11 protein-coding genes and 2 pseudogenes are annotated in these 25,847 nt (G+C 63.7%); 5 read left to right on the forward strand and 8 right to left on the reverse strand.

Features of this window, described 5'->3' with window-relative positions; genetic code table 11:
* Nucleotides 1-156 precede the first annotated feature (156 nt).
* Both O3X23_RS15595 and O3X23_RS15600 read right to left on the reverse strand, forming a co-directional pair.
* Nucleotides 157-765, reverse strand: coding sequence for a hypothetical protein (locus O3X23_RS15595; RefSeq protein ID WP_269271972.1), 609 nt, complete (start codon nucleotides 763-765; stop codon nucleotides 157-159).
* On the reverse strand, nucleotides 765-7,475 hold the full coding sequence (locus O3X23_RS15600) for a polymorphic toxin-type HINT domain-containing protein (protein ID WP_269271973.1): 6,711 nt from the start codon (nucleotides 7,473-7,475) through the stop codon (nucleotides 765-767). Before O3X23_RS15600 ends, O3X23_RS15595 begins: the two co-directional genes overlap by 1 nt.
* A gap of 698 nt (nucleotides 7,476-8,173) precedes the next feature.
* Here O3X23_RS15600 and O3X23_RS15605 point away from each other — a divergent pair.
* Nucleotides 8,174-12,118, forward strand: coding sequence for a LamG domain-containing protein (locus tag O3X23_RS15605; RefSeq protein ID WP_269271974.1), 3,945 nt, complete (start codon nucleotides 8,174-8,176; stop codon nucleotides 12,116-12,118).
* A gap of 219 nt (nucleotides 12,119-12,337) precedes the next feature.
* Here O3X23_RS15605 and O3X23_RS15610 read toward each other — a convergent pair whose 3' ends face one another.
* Together O3X23_RS15610 and O3X23_RS15615 are read right to left on the reverse strand one after the other, a co-directional pair.
* Nucleotides 12,338-13,237, reverse strand: a complete 900-nt coding sequence (locus tag O3X23_RS15610) for a nucleotidyl transferase AbiEii/AbiGii toxin family protein (RefSeq protein WP_269271975.1) — start codon at nucleotides 13,235-13,237, stop codon at nucleotides 12,338-12,340.
* Entirely contained in the window at nucleotides 13,237-13,854 is a 618-nt protein-coding gene (locus O3X23_RS15615; protein WP_269271976.1) for a type IV toxin-antitoxin system AbiEi family antitoxin domain-containing protein, read from the reverse strand. Before O3X23_RS15615 ends, O3X23_RS15610 begins: the two co-directional genes overlap by 1 nt.
* Nucleotides 13,855-14,886: 1,032 nt before the next feature.
* Between O3X23_RS15615 and O3X23_RS15620 the strand changes: the two genes are divergently transcribed.
* Genes O3X23_RS15620 through O3X23_RS15635 form a run of 4 tightly spaced genes read left to right on the forward strand, consistent with a single transcriptional unit; the run spans nucleotide 14,887 to nucleotide 22,692 of the window.
* Nucleotides 14,887-17,394, forward strand: a complete 2,508-nt coding sequence (locus tag O3X23_RS15620) for a type I restriction-modification system subunit M (RefSeq protein WP_269271977.1) — start codon at nucleotides 14,887-14,889, stop codon at nucleotides 17,392-17,394.
* Complete coding sequence (locus O3X23_RS15625) at nucleotides 17,387-18,592, forward strand: restriction endonuclease subunit S (protein ID WP_269271978.1); 1,206 nt, start codon at nucleotides 17,387-17,389, stop codon at nucleotides 18,590-18,592. Before O3X23_RS15620 ends, O3X23_RS15625 begins: the two co-directional genes overlap by 8 nt.
* Before the next feature lie 43 nt (nucleotides 18,593-18,635).
* On the forward strand, nucleotides 18,636-21,953 hold the full coding sequence (locus tag O3X23_RS15630; protein ID WP_269271979.1) for a type I restriction endonuclease subunit R: 3,318 nt from the start codon (nucleotides 18,636-18,638) through the stop codon (nucleotides 21,951-21,953).
* Between the two features lie 10 nt (nucleotides 21,954-21,963).
* On the forward strand, nucleotides 21,964-22,692 hold the full coding sequence (locus O3X23_RS15635; RefSeq protein ID WP_269271980.1) for a M48 family metallopeptidase: 729 nt from the start codon (nucleotides 21,964-21,966) through the stop codon (nucleotides 22,690-22,692).
* 356 nt (nucleotides 22,693-23,048) lie between these two features.
* Here the strand turns inward: O3X23_RS15635 and O3X23_RS15640 are convergent, their stop codons facing one another.
* From O3X23_RS15640 to O3X23_RS15655, 4 genes and pseudogenes are all read right to left on the reverse strand, one after another.
* Nucleotides 23,049-23,882 (reverse strand): aminoglycoside phosphotransferase, encoded by an 834-nt coding sequence (locus O3X23_RS15640; protein ID WP_269271981.1) that lies wholly within the window; start codon nucleotides 23,880-23,882, stop codon nucleotides 23,049-23,051.
* Between the two features lie 23 nt (nucleotides 23,883-23,905).
* Nucleotides 23,906-24,268: a hypothetical protein gene (locus O3X23_RS15645; RefSeq protein ID WP_269272086.1), complete on the reverse strand. Its 363-nt coding sequence runs from the start codon at nucleotides 24,266-24,268 to the stop codon at nucleotides 23,906-23,908.
* Between the two features lie 45 nt (nucleotides 24,269-24,313).
* A pseudogene (locus O3X23_RS15650) lies at nucleotides 24,314-24,715 on the reverse strand (aldo/keto reductase); the annotation flags it as partial.
* Nucleotides 24,652-25,839, reverse strand: a pseudogene (locus tag O3X23_RS15655) (JmjC domain-containing protein); the annotation flags it as partial. The pseudogenes O3X23_RS15650 and O3X23_RS15655, both read right to left, overlap by 64 nt.
* Nucleotides 25,840-25,847 lie beyond the last annotated feature (8 nt).

A 25,847-nucleotide genomic window follows, 5' to 3' on the forward strand; every position in this document is an offset into this window, starting at 1 on the left:
CCACGCCGGGGACGGCCCATAGTGGTGCGCCACTGATCAGTGCCCTTCGCGCTGAAGATCCAGGCGGCGACTTGCCCTGCCAGCCAAAGACGGTGCTGATCTCGGAATTGATCTCACCATCCGAAAACACTAGCCAACCATGGCACGCAATGTTCATTACAGCCGGGGTCTGATACTCAACCACGCCTCAACCTCGGCATGAAGTTCCTCATCCACGAGTGAATTCTCCACCCATTCGAGCGCGGATAGAATTCGCTCAACATCTTGCAGCTTGCTGATATGCGGGTCAGGTTCCTCCCAGAGCGGCGCCCCTACGCCCACTGGGGCATAGAAGCCATCATCGGCACGTTGATGGGCAGCGGCACGCTCTTCTGCATACTCCACTACCTCCTCGCGGGATATCGGCATAATACTGAGCGCCCATTTGGCTGCCCCTTCTGGAGTAATCAGCTCAGGCAACCCGGCGATCTTCGGACTAGATTTCAGCGCTAGGGCCGAAAGACGAAGAAACCAATAGGCCGCCAAGGCGGGCGAAACCTCTCCTCGCTCGCTGGCCACTCCAATCAATTGGCCACCTAGTCCGAAAATATCTCGCCTCCGGCCAGTTGGGATATCACGAAATTGATTCCCACCAGGTTCGATCTCCTCAAATATTGCCCCCCACCACTGCACAGGTGCTGACGCAGGAAACCGAGCATCGAGCCAGGAAGCAAGCTGTTCGTGCGAGAGTTGCTGAATCTGTCGAAAGTCTTCGCGAATTCCCATCAAGGAGCCATTCCGCCGTAGTCTCTGATTGCTGACAATGGAACCCTAACCCCTGCACTCGCAAACGCATCAACGCCTCTCTGGTTAAACACGCAGGAACATTCAGGCGTCGGCGTGTAGTGGCCAGTGAGGTTGTCGAATGATGTCACGCGACCACTACTTCCAAATGTCACCTGCCCAGCAGCCATTACCGGATCTCCTCCAGAAGCAATGGTGTGATGTATACCCGGCAAAGCACGCACCATATTGAGATCACCACCCTCACCCACCGTCCATAGGTAGCTTCCACCGTCCGCAACCGCCTGCGTGAACTCTGGCGTTCCCGAGGTGATTCTGGTCACCCCGTCAAACTCTGCCGCGAGCTGTTCGAAGGTGAGATCTTCAGGCTTGCTATTAGCAACGGGCCCGCAGCCACCCGTATTGTGGACCAGGACGGGCGTCGACCCGGCCAATACATAGTACGTGTGTATGGATTCGACAGTGAGGTCGTATGTCCGCTGCGCCTTGCGGAAATGACGGACTGCCACCACCGGGACGGATGAACCATCTTTGGTGCGCAGCGTCATGCCCTGCACGAGGTTGCCGGCGTCGACCCAGCTGCCCTTGTCGGCCACCCAGAAGGGGTGGGTGTCCGTCGCAATGATCGTGGCCGGCGCTCCACCATCCTTGATCGTAAGTTCCGTGAAATCCTTGTCGTGGTCGGTGATGATATCTGCGACGACAGGCCTAGCTTCGGTCTTTCCAGTATCGGGGTCGGTGGCGAGGACCTGCTCGCCCGGTTTCACATCCTGGATACTCTTGTGGATCCCATCCGCCATTTCAACTTCCGTGTTGGCAACGAAGCTATGGCAAGGACCTTCGCCCACAAGCCCTTTCATTCCCCTTGGGTTCATTCCCAAGTATTCGAGCGTTCCGGATCTTCCGCCAATTGCCATCGGCGCCATCGCCATCATGGTCAGCACCGAGAAGACGCTCTTCGGGCAATTTCCCATCTCTCCGCAGATTTTGAACTTCCAGAGAGCGATCTGCGCCGCAACAATAGGATTTGCCGCATCCATCATTGAATCTGGATTTGATCCTATTCTGCCATTTTCATAAAAATCATTGAACCTTCTTTCGAATTCGTCGCCACCTTTCCAGTCGGCAGGGACGAATACGTGGGGAAATACCATGCGGGCGTTTGTTCCGCTGACTGTGACTCTGCCGTGCTTGTCCGTATCAAGGGGCAGGCTTGGGAGCGGTTGATACACGGAGCTGGAGGGGTCGACAGGAGTGACTTCGCCGTGGGTAGCACCCCCCTTGCCTTCGCCGCCGCCGCACAGGTCCACGGGGCACAGGCCAGAGGGATCGGAGAGATTGACGGGGTTGTTGTTGGCGTAGGCGTAGCCGTTCCATTGCTGGGGGTTTGCGGCGTCGAGGAGGGGGTCGGGGTTGAGGAAGCGACCTGTGGCGGGTTGGTATTCGCGGGCGCCGAGGTTGGTGAGGCCGGTAGTGGGGTCTTGGGTGCCACCGACGAAGCCCTTGTCTCCGGTCCAGGTGGCGGGTTGGGTGCCGCGGGGGTTGCCGAAGGGGTCGAGGGGGCGGCGGGATTCGGCGAGGGTGGTGGCGTCGAGGGCGAGGGTGGCGGTGCCGTGACCGTCGCTGACCTGGATGGTGCGGGTCGTGCCCTGGCGGACGATGGTCAGGCCGTTGGGCTGGGGGTAGTAGCGGGTGTTGGCCAGAGTTTTGGTGGCGGTGGTGTAGGTGAGTTCGTCGCCGCCCAGGTTGAGGGTGGTCTTGCCTGGGTCGCGGCGGATGAGTTGGTTGCCGTCGGCGTCGTACAGGTAGGTGGTGGTGCCCGCGCTGTTGACGAGGGAGTCGAGTTTGTCCTCGCCGTTCCAGGTCAGGGTGGTGCTGGCGCCGGCTGTGGTGACCTTGGTGGTGTTGCCCACCGCGTCGTATTGGTAGGCCGAGGTGCCCGGGTTGTTGGGGCCGGTGCTCGTTGTTGCGGCGAGGCTGTGGGGGCCGCCGGTGCCGCCTCCGGTGCCGACCGCGGTGGTGGGCTGGTTCATCTGGCCGGCTGGGGCGAAGGTCTGGGTGGTGGTGACGTCGTTGGCAGTGATACCGGCGGTGTTGTGCTGGGTGAGTGCGGTGCGGTTGCCGGTGGGGTCGTAGCCGTAGCTGGTCCAGTACGGGGCGGGGCCGCCGACGGTGGTGGTGCCGCTGCTGGTGGGAGCGGTGTGGGTACAGCCGCCGATGCCAGGTACGGACGGCTGAGGCTGGGTGGTGGTGCCGCCGGTGTCAGTCCAGGCCGTCGTAAGGCGGCCGAGACTGTCGTAGGTGAAGCACTGCAGGTCAGTCTTGGCCGGGGTGTTGTTCTGGATGTCACTGACGGACGTGGCCTGGCCGGCCGGGTTGTACGTGTAGGTGTACTGGTCGACCGCGCCGGTGGTGGAGGTCTGCTTGTCGATGAAGTTCGACACCGCCCGTCCCGTGGCCGCGTCGTAGTTGGTGGTGGCGACGACCTGGGTACCCCACGGGTTCAGGGTGGTGCGGATCGGACGTCCGAAGGCGTCGTAGTTGGTCTGCAGGTCGTAAGTGATCTGTCCACTGGTCAGAATGAGCGGGCCGTTGACGTCGTAGTAGCTCGCCAGTGTCTCAGCGCTCGAACCACCGATGGAGGGAACATCGATGGCGCTGATCTTCCCGGTGATCGGGTCGTAGTGGGTCTTGTTGGTGTACGTGAACGGCGTGGTCTGGCCGACCTCTGATCCGGGAATGGTCAGCGTGGTACCTGTGGGGCGATAGCCGTTGTCATAGCCGAGGATCGCGGTGTTGTAGGCCGTGCCGGTCGCGCCGCCGACGTAGCGGATGGAGCCAGCAGGCTGGCCCTTGCCGTTGGCGGCGGTGTCGTACGTCCAGGCGGCGAGCTGGTTGGCGGGGGTCACGCTGCCCGTGTACAGGCCGGTCTTGCGGCCGTTCAGGTCATAGCTGTAAGCCAGGGTCTTCTGTCGGGCGTCCTTGCTGGTGGCCAGTCGGCCGTCGCCGTCATAGGTCTGGGTGGTGGCTCCGGTGTCGGGGTCAGTCGCGGTGATCTGACGGCCGCGCAGGTCGTACCCGTAGGTCCAGGTGTTCTTTGTCGTGGCGTCGGTGCGCGTCTCCGGTTTACCGGCCGGGGTGTAGGTGTAGCTGGTGACATCGGCGTCGCCGGCGTGCCTGGTGACGCCGGGGGTGCGGTAGTGCCATAGCTGGGTGGTTGAACCCCGGGCATCCGTGAACGTGGTGGTGGGCGTGCCGCCACTGAGGGGTGTCACGTCGGTCTCGTCCACACCAGGGCGGGCTGTGGTGGTGCGCCACTGCTCAACGCCCTTCGCGCTGAAGACCGAGGCGATGACCTGCCCTTGCCCGTCATAGACAGTGCTGGTCTCGGAGTTGACCTCGTCATCGGGAATGAACCGGTTGCCGGTGGGGGCGGTGGAATCGTCGTAGTACGGCGCCCGGGTCTGAATGGGCCAGCCGTGGGAGTCGTAGAAGACATCTGTGAGCAGGCGCCCGGGGAGCGATGACAGTGCCGGGATGGTCTGGGTCTGCCGTGGGCGCCCGAACCCGTCGAGGATCTGTACCGACCTGCCGTAGGTCTCGTCCTCCTTGAGCGTGGAGGTCGTCGTCGACGAAGGCCCGGCGGACCCGTTGATCGCGTAGGCGAAGGTCATGTTCGCGCTGTCGCTGGTTGTCCGACCGGGTAGCCACACGCTGCTCAAGCGTCCGAGCGCGTCGTATGCCTCGACGGTCGTCTTACCGTTCGCGTCCACCACGCTCAGGGGAAGGCCGTGGGCGATGTCCTGGGTAGTGGTTGTCTTCCAGTCGGTGGTACTGCCGGGCGCGGGGGCGGTCACCGTGATGGTGTTCGGAAGTTCACCGCTCTTCGCGGAGGTGTAGACCGTGGTGGTTTTCGCACCGCTGAGGTGCTGGGCGTCCGTGGTGTTGGGGTCGGTCGCCGAGGTCGTTCGTCCGTAGGAGTCGTAGCTGGTCAGGCCCGTGGTGACGAACACCGGAGTGCCTGAGGTGTCGTAGCGGTCCAGGGTCTGGCCGGATGTCGCGTCTCCGAGAGCTCCGGCCTTCTGGAAGGCCAGGCCGTCATACAGGACGCGCGAGTACGAGACGGTGTTGGCCGCGCTCGGGATTGCGGTGCACGATCCGCTGCCCGAGATGGTCCTGGTCTCGGCGACCAAGCCAACCATCTGCGCACTGGTGCCGACGGCGTACTTGGTGAGCGCGCACTGCTCGGGAAGGCCGTCGGCTGTCGTGCGCACGCTGTCCGTGCGGTTTCCATGGCCGGGGTCCGTGGTGGAGGTGGTAGCTGTGGTGCGCCAGGTGTTGTCGGCCTTCAAGCCCCTCTTCGTCTCGACCACGCTGGTGGAGATGTACCGTGCGACCAGGTTGAAGCCGGTCAGGCCGGTTCGCTTGTGGGTGGCGGTGGGGAAAGGGGCTGTGGCCCGGTGCACGGTGTAGGCGGTGATCTTGCCGCCGGTGCCCGCCTTGTCGTAGCTGTCGGTTTCCAGGGCCTGTCCGGAAAGCCAGTCGTCGTCGGTGACGTGCTCGCCCAGGGAGTCGTCGACGGTGACGGTTTTGGTGCCGCCCGCTGCCAGGGCGTCGCCGTCCATGCCCTGCAGGTATTTGGTGACGGACTGGGTGACCGGGCCGTCCTGTCCGCTGCCGGTGGTGGTGGTGACGGAGGCGTAGCCGCGGAATTGGTCCCAGGTGCGGTCGGTGCTCTCGGTCAGTTCCGAGTCGTTGCGGTGCCAGGCTGGATCACCGTAGTCGTAGTTGGTGATCTTGGCTGGAGAGCCGCCGACAAGGTCGTTCTGGGTGATCTGATGGACGGTGTATCGGTTGAACCAGTCGGATGCCGGAGGGGCTCCGTACACGGTTCCCGGCGGGTACCACTTGACGTTGTAGCAGCCCATCGCGTTGCGGTCGGCCGAGGCGGGCATGCGGTGTTCGACCCGGGAGCAGGTCGGCAGGTTGTAGTCGACGACGATGTTTTCGCCGGTCTCGGTGGTGATGCTTTGGATGCGGGCCCGGTTGTAGATGGGCGGTGCGGGGACCAGGTCCATGCCGTCGACGCGGTTGGGCAGCATGGCAGGTTTGAAGGTGACGGGCTGCAGCGCTGGGAGAGTGGGTCCGTCCAGCCCGGTGCGCTGGATCGTGTCCAGCCACTGTGCCTGCTTCGTTCCGTCTTTCGGGTCCGGGTAGGACTGGGTCAGTGCGTAGGAGTCGACGGGCTTGGGCGTGCCGTTGGACATGACCTGGGTGGCAATGGAGTTCAGGCGCTGGTTGGACCAGAAGCTGGGGCCGTAGTTGGTGCAGGGGTTGGCGTCGCAGTGTTGGTCGTAGGGCACGTCCGGCCAGTGGGCGGCGTTCGTCTTCGACAAGGTTGCGCCGGTGCAGGTGAAGCCGCCGGTGGTGTCACAGCGGCCCTCGGGTGCCGGGTTGAAGGAAATCGTCGCGGCGGCCTTGGCCGCACCCTTGGCGGCGATCTGCCCGGACAGCGTCTGGCCGTAGTTGATGTAGCGCAGCGCGCCGCCGCGGGTGTAGGGAGTGAGGGTTCCGGTGCCGTTGTTCTGGCCACCACCGCGGGAGTAGTTGTCGCCCTCTGCGGTGTAGGTGTAGGTGGTGAGGTTGCCGTGGACGTCGACGGAGTAGTCGAGGTTCCAGCGCCAGGCCATCTGGCACCACGAGCCCTTGCCTTTCGCGGAGTCATAACACGGGTCGCCGCTGTTGGGTGAGTACACCGGGACTGCCCATGCGGAGTGGCTGGCCGGGTCGCTCTTGTCGCCGCCGGGCAGGTGGTTCAGGCCGAAGTAGTAAACCGTTCCGGCCGTGGTGGTGACGCGGACGTACTCGCCGCGCGAATCGTCGTTGCTCGCTCCGGTGAGGAAGTCGACTTTGGATCCGTTGTCGTCCTTCAGCCGCCAGGCGCCGCTGTCGTCGTCGCGCACCAGTTCGCTGGAGTGTCCGTCCAGGGACAGGGTGGCGTTGTAGCCGCCCCAGCACTCATCGCCCGAGTACTGCAGGCCGTCCTTGTCACAGGACTTGTAGGAGCGCTCGATGAAGCCCGGTTTGTAGTCCCAGCCGTCGCCGATCCATGACGCCTGGGCGTTGGTAGACGAGGTCCGCCCGTCGACGGACGAGGAGTCGTAGGACAGCGACACCTGCGGTGCCGACCCGCCCAGGGCCGGGGGAACCTGGATCGGGTAGGAGTAGCTGAAGCCGCCGTTCGACGATCCGGCGGTCCATTTCGCGCTGGGAGCCAGGTCGGTTGCCGCGAAGGTGCCCGCTGAGCCGGCCGGACTGCTCATCGGCGCGAGCACGATCTGCTGTGCAACGGGGGTGGCAGTGAGGGAAGGCGACTTCGGCGTGGTGGCCAGGGCCGGGCTTGGTGCGGCAGTGGGCAGGGTGACGTCCGCGACCAGGCGGTGAGTGGCGGCGTCGTAGTGGGACGGCACCGGTGTCTGTGTACGACAGGCCGGCACGGTGGGGGTGGTCAGCGCGCAGGCCGGGATGCGGACCAACCGGGAGCGCTGAGCAAAGCCGCCTCCCCAAGCGGCGTCCAGGGAGCTGATGTCGATGCCGACCTGGACTCGCCCGGCGAGGGCTGTGTCGGTGCGGGCGAGCGTTACGGCCAGGCCGGGAAGCCCCGCTGCCGCTATCGTCTTCTGATCGGCCACCGAGACACGAACCGACGCTCCCGTGCTGCTGGCAGTCGGCCTCGTGGTGCTGGAGGGAGCTATCCAGACGGGCAGATTCCCTGCTCGGACAGCTCCGGCGGTGGCCTTGGCGGCGGGGCCAGTGGGGACAGTGACGCTGGCCATGCTCCTGAAGGGGACGGGTTCGACCTTGCTGGGCGCCCGAGTCCCGGGCACGGCATAGCGCAGTTTGGCCACCGCGGGAGCGGGAGCGTTGTGCCCGGGAACCGAGGGCGTCTGCGGCAGCGCAGTATTGGGCGGGGACCAGATCTGTCCCGGATCGGGGGCCTTTCCTGCCGCGAGGGCCTCCGGCGTCAGAGGCGCGAGGAGAGCTGCAAAGATCGCCAGTACGCTTGCCGAACCCAGCAGTGCATGCCTGCCGCGCAGCTTCCGTCTGGCGCGCGCACCGGTGCTCGAACCCTGCACAACTCCCCCTCGGGTCTTGCCCGTTCGCACAGAGTTGCGCGCGAATGACACGGACCGTAGGGCCTGCTGTGGCGCGAGTGAACGGCACTTGACTCACCGTTTACCGAGTGACCCATGTCACAGGGGCATCAGACCGGGACATCGCTGGAGGAGTGTTCGGCTCCAGTTGGGGACGGCCTTGACCGCTGTGACGGGTGTGGCCCATCGTGCCCACGGTCATCGCGCCACCGGTACGACCCGGAACGGGGATCTTCATGTCTTCTGTCCGTCTTGGCTCTCCCAGACCCTGGCGCCGCGGCAGACCCCGCCGCCGCACCGGGGTCGCCTCGCTCGTCCTCGCCCTGGCAGCCGGACTGATCACGCTCGCACCCGCCGCCTCGGCGGACACCCCGGCCGATCCGGCCGAGAACCAACAACCAGCAATCATCGGACCTGATGAAGCCGCCGCTGCCGCCGCGCAGGCGAAGGCCAGGGAAACCGGGCAACCGGTGGTCATCGACGCGCTGACTTCTGAATTCGAGCAGACATCCGTCCATCCGGACGGCACCTACAGCACCAGCAGCAGCGTCCAGCCCACTCGGGCCAAGATCGCCGGCGCATGGGTGCCGGTGGACGCCGCTCTGCACACCAACGCCGACGGCAGCCTGTCGCCCAAGGCCGCCATCACCCCCGTACGTCTGTCACACGGGGGTGATGGCCCGCTCGCCGCCCTGACCAACGCCGCCGGCAAAACGCTCTCGCTCAGCGTGCCGTTCACCCTGCCCGCACCCACCCTGTCAGGCGACAGCGCGCTGTACGCCAACGTCCTGCCGGACGTGGACCTGAAGGTGACCGTCACCGTGCGGGGCAGCGTCAAGCACGTCGTCATCGTCAAGACCGCAGCAGCCGCGACCAACCCCGCGCTCAAGACCTTGGACCTGGCCACCACCGGCGCCGGGATCAACATCACCGCGGACAGCGCTGGGAACCTCACCGCCACCGATACCGCCAGCGGAGCCAAGGAGTTCACCGCCTCCGCACCGCAGATGTGGGACTCCAGCACCACAACAAGCGCCCAGGCCACCGCGAAATCCTCCACGGCCGCCGGCCCACAAGACACCGAGAGCGGGACCCCGGCGGAAGTCAGTACCGCGGACGGTCCCGGGCCTGGCGCGCAGACCGCCACCATGCCCACCACCGCCGACGGCGACACCGTCACCATCACCCCCGTACCCGGCGTGCTGGGCGGCCCCGGCACCCACTACCCGGTCTACATCGACCCGGAATGGTTCGCATTCAGCGGCACCAACCCCGAATGGACCTGGATCCAATCCGCCCACACGGGAACTCACAACACGGGAAACTCTCCCGCCCTGGGCCTCTGCGGCACCTACTCAGCCGGCGGCAGTTGCAGCCCCCACGACACCGAGCGCCCCTACTACCAGTTCAACAACCTCGGTGCCATCGCCAACTCCACGATCCACTACGCCACGCTGACCTTCACCCAGACCTCTAGCGCCTCGTGGTCCTGCAGCGACACCTACCCGGTCTCCCTCTACGCCACTGGCCCCATCGCCGGATACACCTGGGCGAACCACAACAGCGGCGACACCCCCTTCGGCCTGACCGACCAAGTCGGCGGAACCGGCAACTCCGGCTGCGCCGGCGACGTGCCTTTCGGCTACGTCATCACCGCCCACGTGCAGAAATACGTCAACAACGGCGCCCTCGCCTTCGGCCTGCACGGCGATGAATCCAACGCGAACGGCTTCAAACACCTGACTCACAACCCCGTCTTGTACATCCAGTACGACAAAGCCCCGAACGTACCCACCGTCAAACCACCCGTCCCCACTCCCCGTACCGCTTCCACCAACACGACCCAGCCGTGCGAGACCACCACCGCACCCACCAACCGGGCCTTCCTCGGCACCCACGACGGGCAGAGCGTTCAGCTGCCGGTGACCGTGACCAGCCCTGTCGACCTGCCGGTACGCGCCTACTTCACCGCTTGGGAGGACGCCACCCCCGGCAACACCCGTGTCGGCGAGGGCTATACCGGCTATGTCGACTCCAACATCCCCAATCCGAACACCGTCACCTTCACCATTCCTTCAACGGCTTTCAAAGACGGCCACTCCTACGCCTGGGGAGCCTCCTCCAGCGACGGCATCCTGGCCTCCGCGGCATCCCAGATCTGTCACTTCCGCGTGGACAAAACCCTGCCGACCCTCACCGTGCCCACCTCGGACCAGCAGGTCGACGACCCGCGAGACACATTCCCGCCCTCCGGAAACGGCCAGACCACGACTTTGCACGTCGGCGACTGGGGCCAGATCCCCTTCACCGCCGCCGATCCCACCCCCGCCGAAGGAGTGGGCTCCGGCCTGGCCTGCATGCGCTGGAGCTTCGACCCCACGCTCTCCGACGCCGCCTGGCAGTGTGGCAGCGCCCTGCCCACAGGACCCGCCGTCTGGATACACCCGACCCACTGGGGCACCAACATCGCCTACCTCGAGGTCAAGGACAACGCCGGTAACACCCAGAACGCCTCCTACCCGTTCTACGTTCCCTGGGTCCCGACCCCGCTCGCCTACGGCGACGTCACCAACGACGGCCACCCCGACCTCCTCGCCCCCGACCCCTCCACGGGCGCTCTGCTCAACTACAGCCAGGGCCTTAACTTCAACTCCATCCCCGCCATCCAAGCTGCTACAGCCGCCCAGGCACCCGACGGCATGACCTGGAAGAACTTCCGCATCACCCACCGCGGCACAACAGCAGCCGGGACCCCCGTCGACGACCTCTTCGTCCACCAGGACGGCAACCCCACAAAGCCGGACACCGACCCCACCAAGACCGCCGGGACAAAGCTCTACTATTACCCCAACAACAGCGTTGACTTCGGCAAGTTCAACGCCGCCAGCTTCCAATTGCCACGCCCGGACTGCGTCGGCGATACCACCCAGTGCCCCGGCCTCGCTGCCGGATCCACCTGGGCGCCGGGCGCCACGTGGGCGTTGTCCAATCAGATCACTCCGATCGGCTCCGCGAGCACCACCCTCACCCCGGATCTGAAGACCACCGACGCCACCGGAATCCTCACCGTCGAAGCCGGCAACCTGTGGTTCTACCCCAAGACAAGCACCGGCGCCTATGACGCCAACGGCAAACACTCTCCCTTCGGTGCTCCGACGTTGGTGGCGAAGGGCGGCTGGGACAACTACGACCTCATGATCCCTGGCGACGCCCTCGCCACCGGAAAGCCCACCCTGTGGGCCAGGGTCCGCACCACCGCAGGCGGCCACACAGCCGGCGACATCCTCCAGTACGCCCTGACCACAGCCGCAGCCACCGACGACAGTGGCACCGCTTACACCTCCGTCACCGGCGTTACCGCATCCCCCGCCACCGCGATCGGCGGCGGCATCACCACCGCCGCATTCCCGCTGGTCGGTTCGGACGGCGACCTCAACGGCGACAACATCCCCGACCTGTGGGCCTCCTCCGGCAACGGCAAAATCGTCACCTGGGACGGCGTCACCCCCGACGGCACCGCCAAGACCGCCGTCAAGTACTTCACCAGCCGAAGCAACCAGTGGCTCCTGAACGGCACCCCCAACGACGCCTCCGGCGGTAACAACGCCACCCCCGTCGGCATCGTCACCTGGGCCGCCAACCACACCGGCGCCACCCCCGGCGCCGCCGCCTTCAACGGCACCTCGGCGCTGGTCTCTCAGTTCGGCGCCGTGGACACCGCGGTCAGCTACACGATCTCCGCCTGGGTCAAACTCAATACCCTCACCGGCGACCAGTACTTCGTCGCCCAGGGCGGCACCACACGCCAGGCCTTCGACCTCGGCTACCGCCCTGACACCAAGACCTGGACCTTCATGACGCCGACCGGCGACACCATGGCCAACGCCGCGCCCTCAGCCGACGCCGCACCAGGCGCCGCGACCACCGGCACCTGGACCCACCTCACCGGTGTCTACGACGCCACCACACACGCCTCAACCCTCTACGTCAACGGCCACTACGCCGGCGCCGCCACCAACCCCACCCCCTGGCACTCACCCGGCCGCCTCACCATCGGCGCCATCCAACTCACCAGCAGCACCACCCTCTACAACCCCGCCAACGCCACCATCGGCGACTCACGCATCTACCCCTACGCCTTCACCACCGAACAAGCCGCCAACCTCTACAGCACTTCCTGACCCAGCCGATCACACCGTCCGCTGGGCCCGCGGCACATGCTGCGGGCCCAGCAACGTCTTCAGGTATGGCAAGGACAGCATCGGATACCGGAGCTGGCATTGACGCCCGAAGCCTCACCGCAGGAGACATTCGCAGTCGTGCGTGCCGGGAAGGCGTGGGTGAGCATGCCTGAGACGGCCGCCAGTACCAGCGTCGGGCCTGGATAGTTCACGACGCGTCTATGACCATGCTCCGCGATCGGCGTGCCAGGTACGTGCATCGGCTTCGCCGCCGAGCAAAGGATCCGCGAAGGCCGTGACCAGCGCCACCACAACGCCGAAGGTCTCCGGGTAACCGGCTGCCGCCGGGCCCTGTCGACGGCGCCAAGCCGCATAGGACGTCTGGCGGCGCTCACCGAGGTCAGTGATCGAGTCACTGAGCAACTGGAGTTCAATGCCACGGTGAGCGGCCGTGGCTGTGAGCGCTGCGCCAAGTTCGCCGCCGTCGAGACTGTTGAGCGAGATCAGACGGTAGAGGTCCGCATAGTCGCGGTCGCGGGTGTTGAAGTCGCCGAGCGAAACCGCAGTAGAGAGCTTCTCCGCGATGACTGTGGCGATCGGATAGCCGAACAGCCGGAAGCTGTCGGCGGCGAGGTGCTGGGGGTATTCGATGATCTGAGGACTCGGTGTGACGGGATCGCCGAAGCTGACATCCAGCTGCAGCTTGAGGCGCGCACGGGCGATCGTGGCAACCATGGCCAGCCGCACGCCGTGGTACTCGTCTTCCTCACGGATCGGCGCGGTCTTGAGTGTGTCTGTGTCGAATGCGACACCGTCATCGAACTCCAACGCCGCGATCGCAGCGATCCTGCGTACGATCTCGGCTTCATCGCCGGGGAAGGCGCGGGCGAGGATGTCGATGTCACGGGTCATCCGACGGGCGCCGAACTGGGCGAGCAGGAGTCCGCCCTTCAGTACGAAGTGCTTCCCGCCGAGGGGTGATTGCGCCAGCCTGTAGAGGAAGCGTTCGAGCACGTACTCGACCATGACCTCGTCGGTGGACCGTCCCTCCCTCCGGGCCAAGTTGCGCAGGTCGTTGTAGACACGGCCGGCTGTGGTGTCGCGGGTCGGCTTCGACATCAGGCAAGAACCGCCTCAACAGCAGGACGGACAACGGACAGGACTCCCAGTTCGCGCGCGATGCGCTGCAGCTCGCCTACGCCTTCGCGCCCGCTCCCGCGCACATAGCGGCCGAGCGCGGAGAGCGCGAGCATCTCCCCGAAGCGGCTCCGCAGGCGCATTGCGTCAACAACACTGCGCGCGGCGCCGTACACAGGGATGGGCTCCCCCGGAGCCGCTTCGAACTGCTCTACCCCCAGGCTGAACGTCGCCGCCGCATACTGAGCGACCACAACAGGCGGATAGGAGATCACCGGCCGATGCGTGCCACGCGGGACAGCGATGTGTACCGCTGAGGGGATGTCGTCGATCAGCTCGTGAAGAGCGAGAGCTGATTCGCCGCACAGGACAGCATGGGGAGCCCGAGCACAGACAGCGAGCAGGTCCAGGTATGCGGTCTCCGGTGCGGTCGCGAGACGGTAGACACCCCGCGAGAGCTCGTCGATCTCCCCGGCTTGGGCCAGAGCGGCCAGATCCCGCGGCGACAGGGACGCCCTACGAGCCTGTGCCGTGGTGAACGTGGGCGGGAGCGCAGCCAGCCGCAGCCCGAGCCGAGAGGCATCTTCCGAGGGATCCACGTATCAAATCCTACCCACACTTGGCCGCCATGGGATGGATTCGATACATCGTCCACAGCGAGACCCCTACCTAAGCAGCCTCTGCCGCTCACGCACGCGGCCCTCCGCATCCCTCGGCGAAGACCCGATACGTGCTCTGACCTGCTGTTCTATTGAACCTCCGTCGGATTCCAAGCCGTCGGCCCTCGCCTTACAAGAGCCGCTGGGATCGTGATCGTGAGTGACTGAACGTGCCGCGCGGCGCTGTTCCTGCTGGTCAGCGCCGCGCGGCATGTTTCACTGTCCGTGACGGGATGGGTCTTGCCAACCCGTCCGCTCACGCATCGCTCACGCAATTTCCCTTCTCCGGGGCCAGCGCGTCGCCAGGTGGCATCAGCCCAGGGCGTCACCACTCGGGACGGTGCCCGGGCGCCCCAGCAGAATTCCACCCGCGCGCACCTGTCTTACACCCGGCGCCACGCCGGGTTCGTCCTCGCTTGCCAGCGTGCTGCCTGGCTCATCCCTTGGAAGCCGGTACACCACTGCCCAAGATCGCCGCCTCGTGCCGACTTGGATCACCGCCTCAACCCCACGGATATCGAAGCCGATCGGCTACAAGATCACCTCGAAGCCCAGAGCCAACGCGCTTTCTTGACCGACCACCTTCCTCCCCAAACGACATACGCCGAGATCTCCGACTAAGGCGATTGATATCACCAGGTCAGAGCCCGGACCTGAGTTGTCTGGCGCGGTCCAGGGCTCTTCTCGACACGACCATCCCTCAGGTTCCTCCCGGCTCTCCTCCCACGATTGGTGCTACTTGCGCCCTTGTACGGGCAGTTCTGCGGTCGACGATCAAGTAGCCCATCGAAACACGCCAACGCGTCCTCGCAAGCCGAGCCGGTGGCGGATCAAGTGGGGTTCCTGCGGGATGATGAGTTCCGGTGTCGTGAGTGCGATGCAGTGAGACGGTTGTGACAACCAGAGTGCGCACGGGGTCAGCAGGTGGCGGCCGTTGACCTGCGCGACTCGAACGATGAGAAGGAGGCGCACGTGGCACGGTTGACCCTGCCCCAGTTGGAGCGACACCTGTTTGCGGCGGCAGACATCCTGCGGGGCAAGATGGATGCGGCGCAGTACCAGGAGTACATCTTTGGGATGTTGTTCCTGAAGCGCGCCTCCGACCAGTTCGAGGTCGTACGCTCCCAGGTCATCGAGCAGCGGCTGCGCGCCGGCGACTCTCAGAGCCGGGCGCTGGCCGTAGCTGAGGCGAAGGGGTACTACCCAAGCAACCAGTTCTTCGTACCTGAGCGCGCCCGCTGGTCCTACATCGCCGACCATGCCCGCGAAGCAAATCCCGGCGACCTACTCAACAAGGCGCTCGGCGAATTGGAAGAGCGCAACTCGCTTGCCCTCGGCGGGGTGCTGGATCACATCGATTTCACTCGAAAGGTTGGCAACTCTCCGCTCAGTGCCACTGCAGTTCGGGATCTGATCGACCACTTCGGCCGCTATCAGTTGCGCAATGAGGACTTCGAATTTCCCGATCTGCTCGGCCATGCTTACGAATATCTCATCGGCGAGTTCGCCGATGAGGGCGGAAAGAAAGGCGGCCAGTTCTACACGCCGCGCTCCGTAATCCGCATGATGGTCCGCCTCGTGGAGCCACAGGAGCGCCAATCGGTCTACGACCCCTGCTGCGGTTCCGGCGGCATGCTGATTCTCGCCAAGGAGTACGTCGAGGAGCACGGACAAGACGCTTCAACGCTTGCTGCGTACGGACAGGAAGAGAACGGAAGCGCCTGGGCGATGGCCCGGATGAACATGCTGCTTCACGGGATCACGGGCGAGGGAATCGCACACGGCGACACCCTAGCTGACCCCAAGCACGAGGATGCGCAGGGCGAACTCCTTCGATTCGACCGTGTCCTCACCAACCCGCCCTTCGCACAGAACTACAAACGCAAGGGCATGCCGCACCCCGAACGTATGGCATATGGATGGGCTCCAGAGTCAGGCAAGAAAGCTGACCTGATGTTCATCCAGCACGTGCTGACGGTGCTGGAGCCGGACGGCGTCGCGGCCTCCGTCATGCCGCACGGCGTGCTATTCCGAAGCGGCGAAGAATCTAAGATCCGGAAGCAGATGATCGAGAATCACCGCTTGGAAGCGGTGATCGGCGTCGGCCCGAACATCTTCTATGGCACGGGTATCCCCGCCTGCATCCTGGTATTGCGCGGATCAGATGGCCTGCCGGAGGACAAGCAGGACGGCGTGCTCTTCATCAACGCAGACCGCGAGTTCGCGGCGGGGCGTGCTCAGAACACCGTAGATCCACAGCACGACGAGAAGATCGTCACCGCCTTTCGGGAGCGGAATAACATCGACCGCTTCGCACGAGTCGTCTCATTCAAGGAATTGAAGGAAAACGACTACAACCTCAACATTCGCCGGTACATCGACAACACTCCACCGCCTGAGCCGCAGGACGTACGGGCCCACTTGCACGGCGGCGTACCGAAGGCCGAGATCGCCGCCAAGACCGGGCTGTTCAAGGCGTACGGCATCAATTTGGAGAATCTCTTCGAAGAGCAGGACGCCGAATATTGCAAATTTCGCGAGGCCGGATACGAGGCGACAGCCGCCGAAATTCCAGCGCTAACCGCGCCACGTGAGCGTAACCTCGAAGAAACATACGACCAATGGTGGACCACGCATGTGAAGCACCTCGTCGCCCTCGGGGAGGTGTCTGAGAGCGCCCCCGGAAAGGGACTTGAAGTCGTCTCAGACAAGAGCGGCGAGCTGATGATGACACGCGGCGAACTACTGACGACCTTCACTAGAGACCTGCTGCCAGTGGGCGTACTCAACCGCTTCCAGCTCTCTGGAGTGATCGCCGCGTGGTGGTTTGAGGTCCAGTACGACCTCAAGAGCCTGGCTGGACAGGGGTTCCAGGGGGTCATCGAGCGCTGGGTGGCCAACATTGAGTCAGCCTTCGAGGAACCAGAGGATGCGGATGCCAAAACACTGGCACGACTCCGCGCCGGCCAGCGCAAGGCAAGGGGCCACCGGTTGGTGCCAGCTCTGATCCCGGAATACGTGGAGCAGTTGGAGGCCGCAGAGGCGCTGGTCGCCAAGCTCGATAGCAAGATCAAGGCCGGTACACCGAAGAAGTCTGCGGCCGCTAGCGACGACGAAAGTGACGAGCAGGAACAAGACCCGGAAGAGGTCCTTAGCGCGGCGGAACTGCGCAAACTGAGGGCAGAGCTGAAGAATGCCAAGGGGGGAGTGAAGGAGCTGCGGGCCGCCTTCGTCGACGAATTGAAGAAAGCGGCAGCAGGGCTGTCTGCACAGGAGGCCGAGGAGACAGTCCTGTCTTTCCTGGACGCCGACCTCCGGGCAAGGTTGGACCGCTTCGTTGCAGCGGGCCGCCGGGAGTTGGTCGTGGCCTACCGCAACTGGGGTAGCAAGTATGCCGTACCGTTGGCCCATCTAGAGAAGAGGCGGGACGCAGCGGCTGAGCGCCTGGCGGGATTCTTGGAGGAGCTGGGCTATGCGTGACCGCATTGTGCCGACAGGATGGCGCCTAGTCTCATTGGGAGATGTCACGACGGAGCGCAGCGAACGCGTAGGGAACGCAGTTCGGGATGTCACCGTCTTGTCATCGACAAAGCATCGAGGCTTGATCCCTTCGAACGAATACTTCAAGAATCGCGTAGTTTACAGCGACGATCTTTCTAGCTATAAGACTGTGCGCAAGGGCTGGTTTGCCTATGCCACGAACCATTTGACCGAGGGCTCAATTGGCCTCCAGAAGGATCACCAAAATGCCTGCGTAAGCCCGATCTACACGGTCTTTTCCTGCTTGGATGATATTGACGAATCTTATCTATACCGCTTCGTCAAGAGCCCGGAAGCCATGAATGCTTACGCCATCCATGATCAGGCGTCGGTTGATCGTCGAGGCGCCGTGCGGTACAGGGACTTTTCAAAAATCCAGCTCGCCCTACCTCCACTGCAAGAGCAGCGCCGAATCGCGGAGATTTTCGACGCGATCGATCATCGAATTTCCGAAGTCCAAAAAGTCGCGATGAAACAAAAATCCGCAATGGTCGAATTGGTAACCGCCGCACTATCGCAGGTAGCGTATCGAAGAATTCCGTTGCGCGCATGTGTACGGTCGAATGTGCCAATCGGATATGGGATTGTGCAGGCAGGCCCTCATATCGAAGATGGGGTTCCATACATCAGGACTGGCGACATGGCCGGCGATCAAATTGATTCTGGCTCGCTACTGCGAACGACGCCTGAAATTTCAGAATCCTACGCTCGCACCCAAGTTGTTGCCGGCGATCTAGTGGTCACGATCAGGGCAACCGTAGGGAAGGTTCTTCCGGTTCCTCCAGAACTCGAAGGCGTAAATCTCACCCGTGGCACTGCGCGGGTGGCACCATCGGAGGAACTGGCGCCGGGGTATCTTTTGTGGGCCTTGCGTAGCAGGGAATCGCAAGCGCAGCTTGCGGCAGCCGTCAAGGGAACCACATTTTCGGAGATTACGCTGGATCAACTGCGTGATTTGCTTGTGCCCGTTCCCCACAGAAGAAGTCATCAAGAGGCGATTGTCCGGTTGATGGAGGCATCGACAGGGCGCTCCGCTGCCGAGCAAGCGGTGATCCTCAAACTGCAGAACCTTAAGCGGGCACTCATGGATGACCTCCTTACCGGTCGGGTACGGGTGCCTGTCAGCGACGAACTGTAGCCTCGAATGGCCAGATGATTCGCAGGGGGAGAAGGAGAACATCGTGTCGGAGTCGGGGTTCGAGTACGTCCTCGTCGAGGAACCGCTCATCACGCAGCTCGTTTCGATGGGGTGGCGCCACGAGCGAGGAAGCACAACCGTCGCGGTGGAGCCGAAGGACGCTGGAGGATCACTCCGTGACTCCTTCGCCGAGCCGGTTCTCGAGCGACTCCTACGGCGCAAGCTGCGGGAGTTAAATCGTGACGCACACGGTGTTGAGTGGCTGGACAAAGTGCGCGCCTCCCAGGCTGTCAATGCGCTGACGCGACTGCCCTCAACGACACTCCTGGAAGCCAATACCCTCTCCACTGACCTTCTCTTGACCGGTTTCAGCGTCGACGGCCTGCCTGGCTGGGACAGCGGTCGCGAGCAGCGGGTGCAGTACATCGACTGGGCGCATCCAGAGCGCAACGACTTCCTCGTAGTCTCGCAGTTCCGCATGGACGTAATAGGGACATCTGGTCAAAAATCCGTCATTCCGGATCTGGTCCTGTTTGTCAATGGCATCCCGCTGGTAGTTGTCGAGTGCAAGAAACCCACCATGCACGGCGGCTCCATCTCCCAGGCAATCGACCAGCTGCGCCGATACTCCAATCAGCGCGGGGCAAAGACGCATAGAGAAGGCAGTGAACCGCTCTTCCGGACCGTCCAGCTCACTGTTGCAACCACTGGCGACAAGGCCATGCTAGGCACGTACACCTCGCACGCTGACCACTACACCGTGTGGCGCGACCCGTATCCCCTGGCCAAGGTCGATCTCGCCGTTGAACTCGGTAAGAACAAAGACGCCCTCTGGGCGCAGGATATCCTCGCTGCGGGCGTGCTGCGACCTGGCCAACTGTTGGACATCGTTAAGAACTTCGTCGTCTTCATGGATGTGGCCACCGACGAGGGTGGCTCCCGTCGGGTGAAGATTGCCCCTCGCTACCAGCAGTATCGTGCTGTGAACCGTGCCGTACAGCGCCTGCTAACTGGCAAGACCAGGTTGCAGGACGGCAAGGACGACCGGCGGGGCGGGATTGTCTGGCATACCCAGGGATCTGGTAAGTCCCTGACCATGGTGTTCCTGGTGCGCAAGATGAGATCGACTGCAGGATTGAGTCAATTCAAGATCGTGTTGGTCACGGACCGAACTCAGCTTCAGACGCAGTTGTCGAAGACGGTGGAACTCACCAGCGAGAAGTCCGATGTGGTCAAGCGGTCGATTGGTGTGCCAGCCGTGCTGCGCAAGAAGGGTGCTGGCCTGGCCTTCGTGATGCTACAGAAGCAGATCGATGCAGCCAAGGTGAAGCAGGCCGCCGCAGTAGATGCCCTCACCCATGATCGGGCTGTCGGCTGGGGGCAACTCAACAGCAGTGAGTCAGTGTTGATCCTGGTGGACGAGGCCCACCGCTCCCACGGCTCCAAGCTGCACCAAAACTTGATGGCGTCCCTTCCGAATGCTGCCCGGATTGGCTTTACCGGAACGCCGATCATCATGCGGGCGAAGGATCGCACGACGGACATCTTCGGCACGTTCATCGATGAGTACCGGCTCGCCGACGCTGAGGAAGACGGGGCGATCGTCCCGATCGTCTACGAGGGCCGGATCGCCACGGCCGCTATCGTGGACGCCGAAGACCTGGATGATGCCTTCGCTTCGTACTTCCCCGAACTCACCGAGGAGGAGTACGACAAGCTCCAACAGCGGTACGCCACGACCAGCGACGTTCTCAGCGCCGACAGTCTGATCCTGAAGAAGGCCCGAGACATGCTGGCCCATTACGTCTCCAACGTGATGCCGAACGGCTTCAAAGGGCAGGTAGTCGCGCACTCCCGGAAGGTCGCTGTTCGGTACCGGGACGCGTTGCTTCAGGCTCGGGACGAATTGGTCGCGGAGGCCGAGAGGTTGTCACCGGCGGTTCTGGAAAAGCCTGCCGAACGGCTGACTTCCAAGCAGGCGATTGCTGTTGCCGCGCACCGGCAGAAGGTACTGCTCAAGGCCATCGACTTCGTTCCGGTCATCTCCGGCGACAACAATGACGACGAGGAAACGGCCCAGTGGACCGACGAAAAGGGACACGAAGACGTTGTAGAACGGTTCCTCAAGGCATTCCCCGACAAACTGGCCCACGGGGAGAAGCCCGTCGCGTTCCTGATCGTTCGCACCATGTTGCTGACTGGCTTCGACGCTCCAATCGAACAGGTCATGTACCTAGATCGGAAGATCAAAGAAGCGGACCTTCTACAGGCCATCGCCCGAGTCAATCGAATTGCTGACGGCAAGGTCGCTGGATTCTTGGTGGACTACGCGGGCATCTCTAAACATCTCCAGGCAGCCATGGACGCGTACGCCGCCGAGGACGCTGAAGGTGCCCCCACCGACTTCAGCGCCGAGATCGCGAGATTGGAGCCACGTCGCATCCGTATACGAATGCTGTTCACGGAGCGCGGTGTCACCCCGACTGGTGCCGAACAGACGGTCGAAGAGTGCGTCCAACTCCTCGATGACGATGAGCTACGCAGCCAGTTCGATAGCGCGCTACGGAAGTTCCTCACCAGTGTCGAGACAGTTATGCCTCGGCGGGAGGCGAAGAGCTATCTCGCCGATGCCCGGTTGTACTCACTCATCAGCACTTGGGCGCGGGCCCGTTACCAGGACAGCGGTGACTTCGACGCTTCCCTCTACGGCGAGAAGGTCCGCGAACTCATCGATGAGCACATCACCGCTCTGGGCGTGAAGCAGGTGATACCGCCTAGGCAGCTCACTGCGGGGGATTTTCCCCACAAGGTCGAGGAACTGCCTGGCGCGAAGGCGCAGGCTTCGACGATGGAACATGCCATCCGACGCCACATCGAGGTGAATATCGGAGGGGACCCCGCTGAGTACACGAAGCTGCGGGAACGGTTGGAGGAGATCCTTCGGCATTATGCCGACCAATGGGAGCAGCAGGTGATGCTCTTCAAGGACCTGGTGATCAAGGTCGTCGCTGTCCATGAGGGCAGCAGCGACCATGGGGATCAGAGGTTGGCAGCAAGATCGCCTCTGGAGCGGGCGCTCTATGGCGAAATGGTGTCGGAGGCAGTCACAGATGGCGTCCTGACGGAGCAGATGCATGATCGCCTCATCGGCGTGGCGGACAAGATCGAGGATGAGGCGGTGAAGCACGTGCGTAAGAAGAACTTCTGGTCCAATCCCGTGGCTCAGGGAGACCTACGTGCCGCCATCTTCCGCCTTCTGATTAATCTCGATGTCGCAGAACCCTCACAGGTTGATCATCTCGCCGACAGCCTGCTCGACATCCTTGGCCACCACCGCCAAGCGCTGCAGAGAAGCAATTGAGGTGGGCGACATGGCGGCGGTGGAGCTACTGGGCCCGGTTCGTGCTGGCCCGCTGCGAATCGGTCGTCTGGAGATTGACATCGTGGTGGTACCAGACCGCAGCGGTGTGCGGCTGACAGTAGAGCGTGATGCGCGCATCACCGCAACTGTTCCGGCCGGGATTGACATTGCCCAGTTGGTCTCTGCTGTTAAGGGCCGACGACGATGGATCTACGACAAGCTAGAAGAACGGACAGACGAGGCGGCCATCCGGCCTACTAAGGAGTTCGTTACCGGCGAAGGCTTCAACTATCTGGGGCGCAGTTACCGATTGAAGCTAGTTGATGATGTGCTGGCACCGGTCGGACTGGTTCGAGGTCGATTCCTGATGCGTCGAGATCATCTGGACCGCGCGGAAGACGCACTTATCGCGTGGTATCGCGGCCGCGGTCGGGCTTGGCTGCCGGCTCGAACTGAATCTTGGGCACTTCGGATGCGTGCGCCGGTGCAAGAAATCACCGTACGGAGGCTCGGGTACCGGTGGGGGTCATGCAATCGCGATGGCGGAGTGAACATCCACTGGGCTGTGATGCAGCTGCCGCCAAGCTTGGTTGACTACGTCCTAGTGCACGAACTCGCCCATCTGCACCGGAAGGATCATTCGAGGGAGTTCTGGGCTGCCGTTGCTCGTGCCATGCCGGACTACGACGTTCGACGCGCTCAGTTGGACAGGCTTGGCCCCACGCTATGGCTCCCTTGAGATCCGCGACCCAGATCCAGAGAGCTTTGCAACGTGGCGGTGGGGCCAGGCCACCGGGCGCGAGTGAAGATCCGAGGGTGGCCAGCTCTGTGAGGTTGCGAGGATGAACTACTTCAACCCCGATTCGCCCAAACAGGGGCGCTGGGATCCGATGGAGAGCGCCGGTCGTTGCGACGAACTGCGGTAGCTGGCTGTCGAACTTGGCCAGGATTTCGTACGCCTCCTAAGGGCTGTCCGCAGAGGATCCGGTCCGCTTGTGAACTTGCGTGCTGGACCGAGGTTGACGGCCGACTGGCCAGAACCTTTCGGCGCCCCCGTTCGGAGGAACTAGGTCACGGATCCGATGGGCCCGTCGTTCAGGGGAGTTCGCCGAGAAGTGACTGCGCCACGGAAGCCATTGCTTCCGTCTGAGGGGCCGGCTTACCCGTTCGCCGGAAGGCCCTTTCGGTGTTGGCGCAGAGCAGTAGGCGGGACAGGCGGCCGGAGCGCGTGGACAGCGCGTCGTCGAAGAGGGTGAGGACTCGATCTGCGAGCGTGGGGACAGCCAAGGAGGCGGACCACAGGCAGGCGGCGTCCCAGCCCGTTGGGCCCATGCCCCAGCTCTCCCAGTCGATGATCGTCAATTGTGGGCCGCAGAGGTTGGCATAGCCGAGGTCGCCGTGGGCGCAGGCCCAGTCGGTGATGGTGGTGTCGATCTGATCACCGTAGATCTCGTGGATCCGGGCGGTGAGGTGTGCTTGGCCCATGGCCACTCGGTCTGTTGGGTGGGCGGCCAGGTTGGAGAGCGACGATTGAAGGTCAGTCCACCACTGATCTGGCAGGTGCGGATCTGTGGTGATGTCCCCGGTCTGGGAGAGAGCCGGGTCGCCCGCCAGGGTCATTTCGTCACCGCGCCACACGACGTCCCGTGTTGGATCTGACCAGATGGCCGCCGCGAACCATTGCGGTCGTGGCACTCCTTGGATGGCTGCAGCTGCCTCGTAGCCGTTCCAGGTTTGGGTGTTGAGCTGCTCGGTGCGCCGCCAGGCGAGGCGGATCCAGGTATCGGCGTCGGTAGGAAATCCGGCAGTGCCGTTCCACTGGCTGTAGTGGCCGTCCTGGCGCTTGAGCTGGCGTCCCAGCCGCCGCTCAACGGTCTCCAGGACATCGTCGAGCGGCACGTTGGAGAGATCATCCAGGTTGAGCTGCACCGTCGGTCCTTTCCGGCTGTGACTCATCCGTTCACCGTAGCCCTGCGGCGCAGTAGCGTCCGGTACTGATTCACCGTCTCGGCGTTGACCTCAAAGGAAACGGCCTCGGCCAAGTCGGCCAGGTGGTCGAGCCGCGAGGTTCCGACGGCTAGCCGGGTCACTCCCGGTATCGCGAACGCTGTCGCAATTCCGCTCTCGAGGGCCGAGCCCTGCTGGCCAGGGGACAGGAACTGGCAGGTGTCGACCTGTGTCCAGATCGGACCGGCCGCGTTGCCAGCGAACGGTGACATGCCCCAGATCTGGCGCGCGCCCAGCCGTTCGGTCAGTTGCTCACCGGCGTCGAGCACGAGGGAAGGCACGCTCAGGCCGGCTCGAACCATGATCACGTCAGGACTGGGTACTTCCCACGCGGATTCGAGCAGCGGGACCGGGGACCACGTCGAGATGCCCCATGCCCCGCACAGGCCCTCCTCCCGCACCTGAGCGAGCGCCTCGCAGGCAGCTTCGAAGTTGGCGGCCGAGCACTCGGGGTTGTGCAGCAGGATCGTGTCCGGGGTCCTCCCAAGAGCAATCGCCGACTGTTCGGCCGCTGCCCGGAGGCTTCCGGTACTGAGGTTATGGCCCTCGGGGAAGTAACCGATCTTCGTGGAGATCGAGAAGGCTGGGAGCAGGTCCGCCGCGATGGCGGCCAGCGTTTCGTGCGACCCGAAACGCTGGTAGTTGAAGGCGGTGTCCAGGTCCGCCACGCCCAGGCCGAGCGCTCCTTCGAGAAGTTCACGGGTGTGACGAGTCCGGTATAGCCCGAGAGCGATTCGGCGGTCAGTGGTGCGCACAGCCCCTCCTTGATCAGAACCTCGGCCACCGTAGTGAGGTCCGTGGCATCCCCCGTCAGCCCGACGGGATGACCGGACAGCAAAGCGCGCAGAGCAGGCTCGGCCCGCCTGTGGAAGGTGAGCTGTTTACCTCCACCGATCACCTGAATGACGTCGTCCGCATGTGTGATCACCGGTTCGAATTCGGTGACGGCCACCACCTGCTCTAGGGGGCCGAAGGCCGCAATGTGGGGCATGTGCCTGGCGGGCTGCGTGTTCGCCCTCAGCTCCTTCACGTAGCGCTGCGGCTCGTAATCGCGAGCGAGTGTTGCCAGCTTCGCGGTGAGCAGCTCGTGCTGGGCTGCTCCCTCACTGCTCTCCAGGTCGGTCCTGAACAGCTCGTCCGCGCGTGCTGCGTCGGACAGGAAGTTGGACCAGGTGACGCCTGTGCGCTTGGTGAGGCCGAAGGTGACGTGCAAAGAGTGGCCTTGGCTTCCGGTGCCGAGCCGAGTCGCGGTGTGCCAGTAGCCCCGGGGTATGTGCATGACATCGCCGGCGGTCATGGTGCCCGCCCACAGAACCTCGTCGGGTTGGGTGAGGTTGCGCTCGGCGTCTCGGTACATGGGCACGGGTCGCGACGGCCCGCGGACTTCCCAGGACTTCTCCCCGGACAGCTGGACGGCGATCACGTCGTGGTCATCCCAGTGCAGGTGGAAGCCGTCGGTCTCACCCACGGCCAGGTAGGCGTTGGCGGATGCCAGTTCGCCCGACCACCAACCCAGAGCTCTGCAGGCGATTTCCAACGTGGGATCGAAGAAGTCGACGTGGTCGAGGACTACGGTGCCGCCGCCATTGAGAATGCGTCCGAGGGCCGCCATGTCTGCCTGGTTCACTGCCTGCCTGCGCCGATTGACGGCGGTGGACAGAAAGGTGGAGGGGTGGACTTCGTCACCCTTGGCGTAGCAACGCAGCTGGGGGTTGGTCAGGTGACGGCGCTGGATGGTCTCCAGCAGCCGGTAGGGCGTCATCAGCCGGGTGAGCAGGTCCAGGTCCGTGAGCTGCCCGCGAACGAACGCGGTCCCCACGGGCCCCGGCCCGTCCCAGCCGAGCGCCTTCTCGATTCCTGTGACGAGCCGGTGCTCCATGGGTTTCT

The organism is Streptomyces sp. H39-S7, from assembly GCF_027158205.1.
GTDB lineage: Bacteria > Actinomycetota > Actinomycetes > Streptomycetales > Streptomycetaceae > Actinacidiphila.